Here is a 14,015-nt window from a genome sequence, read left to right as displayed (position 1 = left end):
TATAATACTTTCTAATCACTACACGCCATATTTTTATACACATTAACTATAAATTGCCGACAAACCATTTTGTTAAAGGATTTGGCTGTCTGCATATTTGTAGCTTCACTGCTTTTTGCATTGATTTTGTCCCCGCTCATCAATAGTGAGAAAGAACAAAAAAAACTGGAACAAAAAAGAGTGTCTTTCTGTTCCAGTTTCTGGTTTTATATTTCATCCATTCCAAACGTCACAATCGACGTAATTAGATAAACAGATGGGTTATAGTTGCTTATTTATCAATTGACTCGCTTTCTCTAGCAACTTTGGTATCGTAAGATTTTATGACAATTACCATAATAAGAATTCACGGTCAAAATTGCTGAAAAGAAGCTCGTTTTTTCTTAACGACGTTCTAACAACACGACACACTCCACATGGGTCGTTTGTGGGAACAAATCAACAGGTTGGACTTCTTTTGTCACATACCCTTCTTCCGCAAATAACGCGAGGTCACGAGCCAAGGTTGCTGGATTGCAGGAAATGTAGACGATGCGCTCTGGTTTAACCGCAGCAGTCGTTTCGATAAAGCTAGCATCTAAACCTTTGCGAGGTGGATCAACGAAGACGACTGTCGGTTGAATGCCTTCGCGTAGCCATTGCGGCATGATTTTTTCGGCTTTACCGATAAAGTAATGCACGTTTTCGACACCATTTCTTTTGGCATTGGCTTTGGCATCGTTCACTGCTTCAGGAATGACTTCCATCCCTAACACTTCTTTCACGCGATCAGCCAAACTAATCCCGATCGTTCCGATTCCTGCATAAGCATCCACAACGACATCATTTTCAGACAGTTGTGCCATCTCGAAGGCGGTTTGGTACAAGACTTCTGTTTGCGCTGTGTTGACTTGGTAGAAAGATTTCGCTGAGATTTGGAAGGTTTTGCCTAATAATTGATCATCGATCGATGACTTGCCATACAAAACACGCTCGAACTCGCCCATGATCACATTGGTTTTTTCTTCATTGATGTTTTGAATGACAGAAACAACTTCTGGAATCTCTTCGTGGATCACTTCCGCGATCTCTTCTCCCTTGAAGAATTTCGGTTTACGTGTCACTAATACGACCATCATTTCACCTGAGTGATGCCCACGACGAACGACAATGTGGCGTAAGAACCCTTCATGGGCTTCTTCATTGTAGGCTTTGACATTGAAGCGCTGCAAGATATCTCTGACTTTGATGATTGCTTGATCGATGTTTGGATCTTGAATATAAAAGTCTTCGATCGGTACCAGAGTATGACTGTTTTTGCGGTAAAATCCAGTCGTTAATTTCCCATGAATCTTTTGCACAGGGATTTGCGCTTTGTTGCGGTAACCAAATGGTTTTTCCATTCCGATTGGTGCATTGACCTTGATTTCAGGCAGTTTGGCGATTTTAGCCAAAACATTCTCTACTTGCTGCTGTTTGAAGGCTAATTGTTTGTCATAGCTCAAATGACTCAATGGAGCGATACCGGTGCGCAGCAATGCTTCATTCGGCAATTCTTGCCGATCAGGACTTGCTTGCAACAATTTCATCACTTTGGCAAAACCAAATTTGTTTCCGACTTTCAACACTTTGACTAAGGCACGTTCATTTGGCAGGGTGTTTTCAATAAATAATAAGTACCCATCGACTTTGGCGATCCCATTTCCTTCATGGGAAAGATCCAAAATATCAACTTCAAGTTCCTGATTCTTTTTAACAGGATAATTTTTCATAGATTTCTCCTTTGTGCTTGCTTTCTTCATTTTAAAAAGGAATGGCCGAAATTGCAAGCGGTGCTTATTCTAACGGTTCAATTTGACTTCGAGCAAAAAAGAACCGAAGGAGGGAAATCGGCTGATTGCTTTTTCTGGGTCCTGCGGCGAAGAGCCGCTGCAACACAGGAGCAATCCCTTTTCCATCCTTCGGAAAATCGAACAGATCAGAAGTGTTTAAAACTTTTGATCACTGTTTTAGTTATCAGTTATTTTTCTTTTTCTGTGATTTTTCCCGTTCGCTCTTGTTCAAGATTTGTTTTCTTAAACGAATGCTTTCTGGTGTTACTTCACAGTATTCATCATCATTCAAGAATTCCAGTGATTCTTCCAAAGAAAGAATACGAGGTTTCTTGATAACTGAGGTTTGGTCTTTGTTTGCTGAACGGACGTTGGTCATTTGTTTTGCTTTCGTGATATTGACCGTTAAGTCTTTGTCACGAGAGTTTTCACCAATGATCATTCCTTCGTACACTTCGGTACCTGGTTCAACGAAGACCGTTCCACGTTCTTCAATACTCATGATCGAGTATGTTGTTGCTTTTCCTGTATCGATCGATACAAGTGCACCTTGATGACGGCCACCAATTTGTCCTTGGATCATTGGCAAATATTGATCGAAAGTGTGGTGCATGATGCCGTAGCCGCGAGTCATTGATAGGAATTCTGTCGTGTAACCGATCAAGCCACGAGCTGGTGCCAAGAAAATGATCCGTACTTGTCCATTCCCTGTATTGATCATATCTTGCATTTCTGCTTTACGCATTCCCAATGATTCGATTACTGATCCCATGTATTCTTCTGGGGTATCGATTTGCACTCGTTCAAATGGTTCACATTTCACGCCATCGATTTCGCGTTCGATAACTTCTGGACGAGAAACTTGCAATTCAAAGCCTTCACGACGCATATTTTCGATCAAAATTGACAAATGAAGTTCGCCACGTCCAGAAACGATCCATGAATCAGGTCCGATTGGATCCACACGCAATGAAACGTCTGTTTGCAATTGCGCCATTAAGCGTTCTTCAATTTTACGAGCGGTTACGAATTTTCCTTCGCGACCCGCAAATGGTGAATTGTTCACGATAAAGGTCATTTGCAAAGTTGGTTCATCAATGTGTAAAACAGGTAATGAATCTTGATGATCGATTGGTGTAACAGTTTCACCAACGAAGATATCTTCCATCCCAGAAACGGCAATCAAATCACCGGCTTTGGCTTCTTGGATTTCTAAACGTTTCAAACCGAAGAAACCGAAAAGTTTCGTCACACGGAACTTTTTAACTTCTCCGTTTAATTTCATCAATGCAACTTGGTCGCCGACTTTGATTGATCCGCGGAAGACACGGCCAATACCGATACGTCCAACGTAGTCATTGTAATCAAGCAATGATACTTGGAATTGCAATGGTTCATCGCTGTTGTCGATTGGCGCTGGAATATGTTCGATGATCGTATCAAACAATGGTGCCATCGTTTTTTGTTGATCAGCAGGATCATCTGATTCACTTGAAGTTCCGTTGATCGCAGAAGCGTAGATCACTGGAAAGTCCAATTGGTCATCGTCGGCACCTAATTCGATAAATAGTTCTAAGACTTCATCGACGACATGCTCAGGACGAGCAGATGGTTTGTCGATTTTGTTGACAACTACGATTGGCACTAAGTGTTGTTCCAACGCTTTTTTCAATACGAAACGTGTTTGAGGCATCGTTCCTTCATAAGCATCAACAACCAAAACAACACCATCGACCATTTTCATGATCCGCTCTACTTCACCACCGAAGTCCGCGTGTCCTGGGGTATCCATGATATTGATTTTTGTACCGTTGTATTCAACCGCTGTATTTTTCGCTAAGATCGTGATGCCACGTTCTTTTTCGATCGCATTTGAATCCATCGCCCGTTCTTGTAATTGGGTATGGCTATCTAACGTTTGGGATTGTTTCAATAATTCATCAACTAATGTAGTTTTTCCGTGGTCAACGTGGGCAATAATAGCGACGTTGCGGATATCATTTCTAATATTCAATTTATAAACTCCTTTTTTGGTGACATTGCACTCGACAAGCCATTATACCAGAATTTCTTTCTGAAATATAGTGCAAAGTTTTCATTTTTGCAGAAAAAACCAGATATTAATAAAATATCTGGTTTTTTCTTATTGATTAACGATCGCCAATAATTCTTCAAAAGCTTTCGGTGTACCGCCTACGAACAATTCCCGTCCATTCAAGGATAGCGGCTCTCCTTTGATGTTTGCCATCTTTAATCCAAGGGTTTCTAACAAAACGCCCCCTGGCGCATAATCCCATGGCGCAAGATGAGAAAGATAGCCTGCTCTTTGTCCTTTAGCGAGGGCGATCAGCTCTACCCCAGCACAGCCAGTCATACGAATGCCTAATGCTTTGTCACTGACCTCGGTTTCGTGGTGGCGGTTATGGATCAACATGGGCGAATTCAAGCCAACGAGACCTTCGGATAAGGCAATATCTTTCGGCGGTTCGATCTTCTCGCCATTGTTATAGACACCAATCTCTGGACCACCCCATAAGAATTCATCTTTCATAACATTATAGACAAAGCCAAAGCGCCCTTTGCTCTCTTCGTAAATCGCGATCATGATACAAAAGTTTTCTTTTTCTAACACGAAATTCATCGTTCCATCGATCGGATCAATGATGAAGACCCGCCCACTCATGTCGGCAAGTGTGTCCAGTCCGTTTTCTTCACCTAAAATTTTGGCATCCGGATCATAGGATTGGATCTTACCAATCAGAAAATCTTGCGTGGCTTTATCCAATTCTGTCACTAAGTCTTTCCGTCCTGATTTTGTCTCGACCACTAAGTCTTCTTTATTTAAATTGTCTTTGATCGTTTCACCTGCAGCGATCATCCACTGGCGAACTTCATTAACGATTTCATGCATTCGTTGATCTACCCTTTCATTTTTAGTTTTCCCTCAGTCTTTTTCGCTGCCTGCACAGCATGGTACAGCGAATAGCCTGATAGTTCTTCAAATTCTCTGCCTAAACGGCGTTCCTCGCCAATGCTAGGAACGACTTTCTTAAAGGCTTGATACGCCTCAAGAAACGTACTACTAGGAAGGCCTTTTTCATAGGCTTGTTCTAATCGTTCCCACATCTTCATGACGACGACCATTTCATCTGTCGACCAATCTAAGTCAAGAGGATATTGATAATCCCGCATATTACCACTCCTATTCATCTTATTCAGTGTACCACAAAATTGAAAATAGGTCAGAGCCTCCGCTGCAAAAAAGGTACATCCTAGCAATGAATGTACCTCTTGTATACAAACTATTGAGATTTTTAAAAGCTGAAATCCGTGAATCTCAAATAAGAAGGAAATTCCTTTTTTCTTCCAACGAGATTGCTTAGTAAAAGATGACCGATTTCAAAAAGGTTCGTCTAGAAAAGCCCGCAAAAACAAAAAATTTTTAATGATAGTAATTGATTTCCACCACTGTTTACTTATGAAAAACTCTGGATAATCCGTTCCCCATTGCCATGGAATGACAAATGATCCATCTTCTTGTTGGTATTTTAAAATTTCTTGGGCTTCTTTTTTACATAATTCTTCACTAAAGATCCCAAGCAGCTGCTCTCTTGTAAAGAAAAAATTTGAAGGTTTACTGACATAAGACGTGAACCACTCTTCTGGCTCGTTTGAGACAGTATGGCGAATTTGCTGGAATAAGATCTCGCGAAAGCGGTCATTTGCTAAAACAGGCTGATACTGGATTTCTTCACAGTCTTGTAATAATTCTAGATAGACGACTAATGTGTGCATTTCACTGGTTGGTTCCTTAAGGAAACTTGCAACTGCTGTTTCGACAATTTCTTGTGCTTTTTGATAGAGGGTAGTTTCCCCTCTTTTTAAGATCATACCAGCTAGACTTACTGTTGGGTTGTCTGCTGGCACGCCTACAGGACTCTCCCACCAAATCGCATGCGGATAGGATACCGTTGACGGCACTTGGTTGAACCATTTCCCTTCAGAAAACTCTTTTCCACTAGCTAAATACCTTAAAATCCCTTGGACTTGTGGATTTGTCGAATGAAGGCATTCAAGCTCTCTTAAAATTCGACATGCCTCCCACACTGCAATCGGTGTACTGTTGGGATTCCAATGATCAGGTTCCAAACCATGCCCATACCCACCATCTTCATTTTGGTAGAATTGTAACGCCTGTAATACAGCCTCGCGAGATCCATTTTCAAAATGATACTGCCAACGAGCAAGGTCTAAAGGGCGCGCGTTTTTGTAAATAAATTTTCGAGCATTTTCGAATGCTTCCACATCTTCGCCTCCTTTGGCTTTCTTTCATTATCTCTTACTTTCCTAATGATTACAACGCTTACATCACTACCATTTCTCTGAATGACCATTCTCAAAATAGCTTCTTGGCATTTTTTAAGAAGCATACTTTTGGTGTTTCTCTTTGCATGATGTTACAGTAAGAATAACAAGAAAAAGGAGGAATTCTCTTGCGTTTAGAAAACAAAAAAATCATTGCCTTAGTCGACAATGATTTCGAAGATTTAGAATTGTGGTACCCGGTCCATCGGTTACGGGAAGAAGGCGCGCAAGTCGATTTAGTCGGTGAAGAAGCGCATAAAACGTATATTGGCAAATACGGTGTACCCGCAGAATCAGCCTATGCTTTTTCTGATATTCATGCCGATGACTACGATGCCATCTTAGTTCCAGGTGGTTGGGCGCCTGATAAATTACGACGTTTCCCAGAGGTCATCTCTTTCGTGCAAACGATGGACAAAGACGAAAAAGTCATTGGTCAAATCTGTCATGCAGGCTGGGTCTTGATTTCTGCGAATATCCTGCAAGGCAAGACGGTCACCAGTACACCAGGCATCAAAGATGATATGACAAATGCTGGAGCCACATGGGTGGATACACCTGTGGTTACGGATGGACATATCGTTTCCAGCCGCCGTCCCCCAGATCTACCAGACTATATGCGGGAATTTATCGCTGTATTAGAAAAGAAATAGTACCCGTTGATCAGATTCAAAAGAGTTGCGACCGAAGCAAATACGGCCGCAACTCTTTTTTCTACTTAGCGGTCATTCGCTTACGATCGCTAATATCTTGTTACTTTTAGGGATTTTTTTCACACCGATAAAGGTCAATGCAGCACCTAGAACGGCAAACCCAGTCCCAATCAAAAGCATTTCCCAGACACCGAAGCTTTGGATCAGCATCCCGCCCAAAAGATTGCCGATCACGCCACCGATCGTGGTAGCAATGATAATAATCGTTTGTCCAAAAACCCGATCTTCATCTGCCAAACTATGGTTGAACAAATAAGCCGAAGCTGGAATAAACAAGGCAAAACTAACCCCTTGCATCAAATGGCTCATTTCCATCAGGATGATGGAGCTGATCAACAGCATCAGCACCCCACGAATGGCAAAGGCAACACTGGACAGCAACAGCCAAAAACGGCTAGACCGTATCCTCACTAACTGTTCAAAGAAAATCATGCCTGGCAATTCGCATAACGCCGCAATCATCAGGGCGATGCCAACTTCCTTACTGCCACCGCCAATATCGGCAAAAATTTGTGCCAAAAAGCTGTTGATCATCGTATGGAAGCTGAAGAGAAAGCTAAACCCGACAAAGAGAAAGAGTAAAAAAGGATATTTTTTCAAAAAGGCCCCTGAATGACTTTGTTCTGTAAGCATCACGGGCATTTCTGGCTTCTTGATCGCTGGCAGCAAAAGCAAAATAATGAGAAACAAAACGGCCTGCCCGATAGCGATCATAGGCAAAAGGGCTGCCGAAAACTCCTCCAAGAGCTGCCCCAGTAAAAAGGAGGTCCCCGCAAATCCTAGTGACCCACCCGCACGCGAAAAGCCAAAATTGATTTTGTTGCCGCTATTCGTGTATTCAAACGCCAAGGCGTTGAGAAAGGACTGCATGGAAACGAGCAAAATCCCTCCTAAAACATAGGTCAGTATTGATAATGCAGGGAAAATCACACCTGCTAAGAGCACCGCGACCACGCCGCTTGTCATCGTTTTCAAGACAACGATCAGCGGTACTTTACTTTTTTTGATAATGATTTGACTGATGAAGGGCTGCAAAATCGTAGACGCAATATTGACTAAGGCTAAAATACCGCCAATTTTTGCTGGATCGACCTTGAAATAAATCAAAAAAAGGGTCGCAAAGCCATAGATTGAGCAAAACATCATCCAATAAAGAAATTGCAAACTTGTGTAGTAAAACCGAATCCTCTTGTCACTTGCATGATTACGCATACATCCCCCACCTTATCCATATTCCTTAGCAACTAAATATAGCATAGAACCGATGGATTTACTATCCTTCTACCAACAGAAACCGCAGTTTTATTTGAAACACTAACCGACAACAAAAAAGCGCAGCATAGTATCCTGCGCTTTTCCTACTGCTTCAACTATTTAGAGCTGTTGGAAGGCTTGCGTGAGATCTTCCAAGAGATCGTTGATGTTTTCCAATCCAATGGATAGGCGAATCGTCTCTGGACGAATTTTGGCTGCTGCAAGTTCTTCTACGCTAAGCTGGGAATGGGTCGTCGAAGCTGGATGGATGATCAAGGACTTTGCATCCCCGACATTTGCCAGCAAAGAGAAGAGCTTGGTTGCGCCACAAAAGGTTTTGCTTGCTTCTGCTCCACCCTTTAATCCAAAGGAAAAGACGGAACTGGTCCCTTTGGGGAAATACTCCTGCGCCCGTTCAAAATAGGGGCTGTCCGGCAGTGTTGGGAAGTGAACCCAAGAGACTTCCGAGTGCTTGGCTAAAAATTCAGCAACTTGTTGCGCATTTTCTACATGACGTTCCATCCGCAACGAAAGCGTCTCGATGCCTAACAGCAACACCCATGAATTGAAGGGAGAAATCGCAGCGCCTGTATCCCGTAAAAGAATCGTTCGTGCCCGAGTGATATAGGCAGCGTTACCAGCGGCTTCTACCCATGAGATTCCATGGTAGCTATGATCGGGATCGACCAGCTTGGGAAATTTGCCATTTGTCCAATCAAAGTTGCCGCTGTCGATAATGGCCCCTCCCAAAGCAGCGCCGTGACCACCGAGGTATTTTGTCGTGGAATAAACGACGATGTCCGCCCCATGCTCAAATCCTCGAAACAGATAGGGAGTCGCAAAGGTATTGTCAATGATGAGGGGAATCCCTGCTTCATGAGCGATCGCTGCAATTTTTTTAAAGTCGGCAATATCAATATCTGGATTGCCTAAAGACTCTAGAAAAACTGCTTTAGTATTTTCTTGGATGGCTGCTTTTAGTGCTGCCAGATCTTCACTATCAACAAAGCTTGTAGTGATGCCAAAATCTGGCAACGTATGAGCGAATAAATTATAGGTACCCCCATAAATTGAAGCAGCAGAAACGATATGATCTCCTGCTTGTGCAAGATTTAAAATCGCATAGGTGATCGCTGCTGAGCCAGAAGCCGTTGCTAACGCACCGACACCGCCTTCTAAGAGGGCTAATCGTTCTTCTAGAACAGCCGTTGTCGGATTGGTAATACGGGTATAGATATTGCCATTCTCACTAAGACTAAATCTCGCTGCCGCTTGATCTGCGTCCTCAAACACATACGATGTGGTTTGATAAATGGGTACGGCGCGACTCCCTGTAGTTGGATCTGGTGTTTGTCCTCCGTGTAATTGAATCGTCTCAAATCTTTCTGTCATACTATTCCTCCTTAATAATACAAATAAAAAAGCCCTCTGATATCGAGATATCAAAGGACGTGTTTACGTGTTACCACCTTTATTCAAGCAGACTTTCCAGCATGCTTCTCAGCAAGTACGCGACAAATTAACGTCGTTATACTCTGACGCGATAGCGGGCGCACCCGGATCTTCTTATCTTTCGTACAAGTTCAGAAGATCACCTCTGAGGCCATTTTCGATTGATTCTACAAGTTCTTCTTGCACCCTACGAAGACTCTCTAGGCTTGCCAAATCAATGTACTTTCCTCATCAACGGTTGAAATATTAAGAGCATCGTATCATTTACAGAAGATTCTGTCAATAGCTTAGGATCGCTTTATTTTTGGTGATAAAAAAACTCGTTCACCAAATGATGAACGAGTTTCAAAAAGCTTAAATGTGGATTGGTAAACCTAGAGCTAACTCAGCAGCATCCATTGTGATCTCACCTAGAGATGGATGTGGATGGATGGTTAACGCGATATCTTCTGCGTTCATGCCAGATTCAATAGCAAGAGCAAGTTCTGAAACCATATCGCTTGCTCCTAAACCAGCAATTTGCGCACCGATGATCACATTGTCTTCAACCGTTGTTACTAAGCGAATGAATCCTTCGGTTTTTCCTAGAGATAACGCACGACCGTTACCTGAGAATGGGAATTTGAATGCTTTTGCTTCAATTCCAGCATCCTTGGCATCTTTGATGGTCATACCGACAGAAGCCAATTCTGGGTCAGTAAAGGCCACTGCAGGCATCGCTTTGTAATCAACAGCAACTTTTTTGCCAGAGATTGCTTCAGCAGCGATTTTTGCTTCGTAGCTGGCTTTATGTGCTAATGCAGCACCAGGAACGATATCACCAATTGCGTAGATGTTTGATACGTTGGTACGGCCTTGTTTGTCAACCGTGATCAATCCGCGTTCGCCTACTTCAACACCTGCTTGTTCCAAGCCCATGTCATCAGTATTTGGACGACGGCCAACAGTAACCATCACGTAATCAGCAGTAACTGATTCTTCTTTACCATCTACGGCATATTTCACAGTTACGCTATCGCCATTGTCAATTGCTTCTTTCGCCATTGCGTTGGTAACGACTGTTACACCTTTTTTCGCAAAGTCTTCTTCAACCAATTTGACCATGTCTTTTTCATAGGTTGGCAAGATTTGAGGAGAACCTTCAAGGATCGTTACTTCTGCACCTAGGTTTGCATACGCTGCACCTAGTTCAGAACCGATGACACCGCCACCGATAACAACGAATTTTTTAGGAACTTCTTTTAATGCCAATCCGCCAGTTGAATCAAGGACACGTCCGCCGAATTTGAAACCAGGGATTTCAATTGGACGAGAACCTGTTGCGATGATTGCATTGTTGAAAGAGTAAGTTTGTGCTGAATCTGGGTGGATGACACGCAATGTGTGATCATCAACGAAGAAAGCTTCTCCTTCAATTGTTTCAACTTTATGTTTTTTCAATAGGAAACCAACACCAGAAGTTAACGTTTTAACGACTTTGTTGTCTTTCCATTCTTGTGTTTTGGTAAAATCAAGGGAAACATTTTCACTTGTTACACCAAACATTGTTGAATCCAAAGATTCTTGGTAATGATGACCTGCAGCGATCAAAGCTTTTGAAGGGATACAACCAACGTTTAAACAAACGCCGCCGATGTATTCTCTTTCAATGATTGCTACTTTTTGTCCCATTTCAGCAGCGCGGATTGCAGCTACATAGCCGCCAGGTCCCGCACCGATTACAACTGTATCTAATTCAACAGCAAAATCTCCAACTACCATTTGTTAATCATCCTTCCATCATTAATAGCTCTGGATCAGCTAATAGACGTTTGATATTATTCATTGCTTGTTGCGCTGTTGCGCCATCAACGATACGGTGGTCGAAGCTTAATGAAAGTTTCATCACACGTCCGACAACGATTTCGCCTTCAGCGTTTACGATTGGTTGTTGCGCGATCGTACCTACACCCAAAATAGCTACTTCAGGGTAGTTGATTACTGGTGTGAACCAGCCGCCACCAACTGAACCAATGTTACTGATCGTGATGGTACCGTTACGCATATCATCTGCAGCTAATTTGCCGTCATGAGCAAGTTTTGCTTTTTCGTTGATTTCATCGGCGATAGCAAACATGCCTTTACGATCTGCATCTTTTACGTTTGGTACATACAAACCATGGTCAGTATCTGTTGCGATACCGATGTTGTAATAGTTTTTGTATACGATCTCTTGTTTTGCATCATCGATCGACGCATTCAAGATAGGGAATTTTTTCACTGTTGCAGTCAATGCTTTCACAACATATGGTAAGAAAGTAAGTTTTGTGCCGTTTGCAGCAGCAACTTCTTTGAATTTCTTACGGTTATCCCATAGGTTTGTTACTTCAACTTCATCATGCAAGGTTACATGAGGTGCTGTTTGTTTGCTGTTTACCATCGCTTTAGCGATTGCTTTACGTGTAGGTGTTAAGGCCACACGTTCTTCTAAATCACCTAAGTTTGATTTGAAGGCTTTTGCTGGAGCTGCTGGTTTGCTTTCAGTTGCTGCAGCTTTTGTTTCTTCTTTCGCAGGAGCTTGAGTTTCAGCTTTTGCAGCTTGTCCGCCACCTGATAGGAAGTTTTCGATGTCTTCTTTTGTTACACGGCCGCCTTTACCTGTTGCTGATACTTGAGAAATATCAACATCTTTTTCACGAGCAAATTGACGGACAGAAGGCATAGCCAAGACGCGTTTGTTAGGATCTGCTGCTTCAACAACACTTGCTGAACCAGAAGTTTCCACTTTTTCTTTTGGTGCTTCTGCAGATGTGCTTGATGAAGCAGGCGCACTGTTGTGACCAGGTGCGTCGATTTCAACTAAAACATCCCCAACATTTGCGACTGTTCCTTCAGCAACAACGATGTTTTTCACTGTTCCTGTTACTGGAGATGGAATTTCTTCCACTGATTTGTCGTTTTGAACTTCAAGCAACGTATCATCTTCATTGATGGTATCTCCTGCTTTAACGAACCATTTTACGATTTCGCCTTCTGCAATTCCTTCACCGATATCTGGTAATTTGAATTGGAAAACGCCTGAACCTTCAGAAGAACCAGCTGATGCTTCAGCCGTTTCCGTTGTAGGTTCTGCCGCTGGTTTTGCTGGTGTTTGAGACTCTGCTGCTACACCTTCATCGCCTTCGTTGTCTTCATGTCCTGGTGCATCAATCTCAACAAGGACATCCCCAACGTTTGCGACTGTACCTTCAGGGACAACGATGTTTTTCACTGTTCCTGTTACTGGAGATGGAATTTCTTCCACTGATTTATCATTTTGAACTTCTAGTAAGGTATCATCTTCATTGATGGTATCCCCTGCTTTGACGAACCATTTTACGATTTCGCCTTCTGCAATTCCTTCACCGATATCCGGTAATTTAAATTGAAATGCCATTTTCTATTCTTCCCTTCTTCAACTATTAAAAGTTCACGATTTCTTTCACTTTGTCTTCGATGTCTTTTGCATTTGGCAACCAAATGTTTTCAGCTTGACCGAATGGGAAGATCGTATCTGGTGCAGACACGCGTCCGATTGGAGCTTCTAGTGATAGAACCGCACGTTCAGAAATTTCAGAAACGACTTGAGCACCAACACCTGCTTGTTTTTGTGCTTCTTGAACGACAACCACACGACCAGTTTTTTCAACTGATTTGATGATCGTTTCAACATCAAGAGGAGCAACTGTACGCAAGTCGATGATTTCAGCGTTGATGTTTTCTTTCGCTAAGTTGTCAGCAGCTTTGATTGCTTCACGAACCATCGCACCATAAGTGATGATGGAAACATCAGAACCTTCACGAGTTACTGCTGCTTTGTCTAAAGGAACTTCGTATGCTTCTTCTGGCACTTCTTCACGGAATGAACGGTAAAGTTTCATGTGCTCTAAGAAAACAACTGGGTCATTGCTGCGGATAGAAGCAATCAATAATCCTTTTGCATCATATGGGTTTGATGGAATAACGACACGGATACCAGGTGATTGAGCGATCAATCCTTCCAAGTTATCTGAGTGCAATTCTGGTGTGTGCACACCGCCACCAAATGGTGAACGAATAGTGATTGGTAAATTACGTGTACCACCCATACGGTAACGAGTACGCGCCATTTGACCAACGATTTCGTCAAAGGTTTCAAATACGAAACCAAAGAATTGGATTTCTGGAACTGGACGGAAACCTTCTAATGCTAAACCGAAAGCCAAGCCGCCGATACCAGATTCAGCAAGAGGGGTATCGAAGACACGATCTTCGCCGAATTTTTCTTGTAAACCTTCTGTTGCACGGAAAACCCCGCCGTTTTTACCGACATCTTCACCAAAGACTAAAATCTCTTTGTCATTTTCCATTTCAACAGCTAAGGCATCTGTAATTGCTTGAATCATTGTTTTTTGTGCCATGA

The 14,015-nt window shown here is 42.5% G+C and carries 11 protein-coding genes and 1 other annotated feature; of the genes, 1 reads left to right on the top strand and 10 read right to left on the bottom strand.

Annotated elements, in window-relative coordinates; translation table 11 throughout:
- Positions 1-383 precede the first annotated feature (383 nt).
- The 5 genes from rlmD to P0G38_RS07640 all read right to left on the bottom strand — a co-directional run bounded on the left by rlmD (position 384) and on the right by P0G38_RS07640 (position 6,116).
- Positions 384-1,751: a 23S rRNA (uracil(1939)-C(5))-methyltransferase RlmD gene (gene rlmD / locus P0G38_RS07660; protein WP_074535237.1), complete on the bottom strand. Its 1,368-nt coding sequence runs from the start codon at positions 1,749-1,751 to the stop codon at positions 384-386.
- Positions 1,752-1,995: 244 nt separating this feature from the next.
- Positions 1,996-3,825: a translational GTPase TypA gene (gene typA, locus P0G38_RS07655; RefSeq protein WP_005236363.1), complete on the bottom strand. Its 1,830-nt coding sequence runs from the start codon at positions 3,823-3,825 to the stop codon at positions 1,996-1,998.
- A 129-nt stretch (positions 3,826-3,954) separates the two neighbouring features.
- The gene (locus tag P0G38_RS07650; protein WP_074535235.1) at positions 3,955-4,722 is read right to left on the bottom strand and encodes an inositol monophosphatase family protein; all 768 of its coding nucleotides are present in this window, start codon (positions 4,720-4,722) and stop codon (positions 3,955-3,957) included.
- Positions 4,723-4,730: 8 nt separating this feature from the next.
- A complete protein-coding gene (locus P0G38_RS07645) occupies positions 4,731-5,003 on the bottom strand; it encodes a UPF0223 family protein (RefSeq protein ID WP_008381425.1) in 273 nt (90 codons plus the stop codon).
- 207 nt (positions 5,004-5,210) lie between these two features.
- On the bottom strand, positions 5,211-6,116 hold the full coding sequence (locus tag P0G38_RS07640) for a hypothetical protein (protein WP_074535234.1): 906 nt from the start codon (positions 6,114-6,116) through the stop codon (positions 5,211-5,213).
- A 188-nt stretch (positions 6,117-6,304) separates the two neighbouring features.
- On the opposite strand from P0G38_RS07640, the gene P0G38_RS07635 reads away from it, so the two are divergent.
- Positions 6,305-6,829, top strand: coding sequence for a type 1 glutamine amidotransferase domain-containing protein (locus P0G38_RS07635; RefSeq protein ID WP_005230058.1), 525 nt, complete (start codon positions 6,305-6,307; stop codon positions 6,827-6,829).
- A 72-nt stretch (positions 6,830-6,901) separates the two neighbouring features.
- On the opposite strand, the gene P0G38_RS07630 is transcribed toward P0G38_RS07635, so the two are convergent.
- The 5 genes from P0G38_RS07630 to P0G38_RS07610 all read right to left on the bottom strand — a co-directional run bounded on the left by P0G38_RS07630 (position 6,902) and on the right by P0G38_RS07610 (position 14,013).
- The gene (locus tag P0G38_RS07630) at positions 6,902-8,101 is read right to left on the bottom strand and encodes an MFS transporter (protein ID WP_074535233.1); all 1,200 of its coding nucleotides are present in this window, start codon (positions 8,099-8,101) and stop codon (positions 6,902-6,904) included.
- Between the two features lie 162 nt (positions 8,102-8,263).
- Positions 8,264-9,535: an O-acetylhomoserine aminocarboxypropyltransferase/cysteine synthase family protein gene (locus P0G38_RS07625; RefSeq protein ID WP_016613342.1), complete on the bottom strand. Its 1,272-nt coding sequence runs from the start codon at positions 9,533-9,535 to the stop codon at positions 8,264-8,266.
- A gap of 50 nt (positions 9,536-9,585) precedes the next feature.
- Positions 9,586-9,839, bottom strand: a binding site (T-box leader).
- Positions 9,840-9,949: 110 nt separating this feature from the next.
- Complete coding sequence (lpdA, locus tag P0G38_RS07620) at positions 9,950-11,356, bottom strand: dihydrolipoyl dehydrogenase (protein WP_005230052.1); 1,407 nt, start codon at positions 11,354-11,356, stop codon at positions 9,950-9,952.
- 7 nt (positions 11,357-11,363) lie between these two features.
- Positions 11,364-13,010, bottom strand: a complete 1,647-nt coding sequence (locus tag P0G38_RS07615) for a dihydrolipoyllysine-residue acetyltransferase (protein ID WP_015509880.1) — start codon at positions 13,008-13,010, stop codon at positions 11,364-11,366.
- Positions 13,011-13,035: 25 nt separating this feature from the next.
- A complete protein-coding gene (locus P0G38_RS07610; protein ID WP_005230047.1) occupies positions 13,036-14,013 on the bottom strand; it encodes an alpha-ketoacid dehydrogenase subunit beta in 978 nt (325 codons plus the stop codon).
- Between the last annotated feature and the right edge of the window lie 2 nt (positions 14,014-14,015).

This window comes from Enterococcus casseliflavus (assembly GCF_029215545.1).
GTDB lineage: Bacteria > Bacillota > Bacilli > Lactobacillales > Enterococcaceae > Enterococcus_D > Enterococcus_D casseliflavus.
The sequence above is the reverse complement of the archived record's forward strand: the minus strand, read 5'-3'. Positions and strand labels throughout refer to the sequence as shown.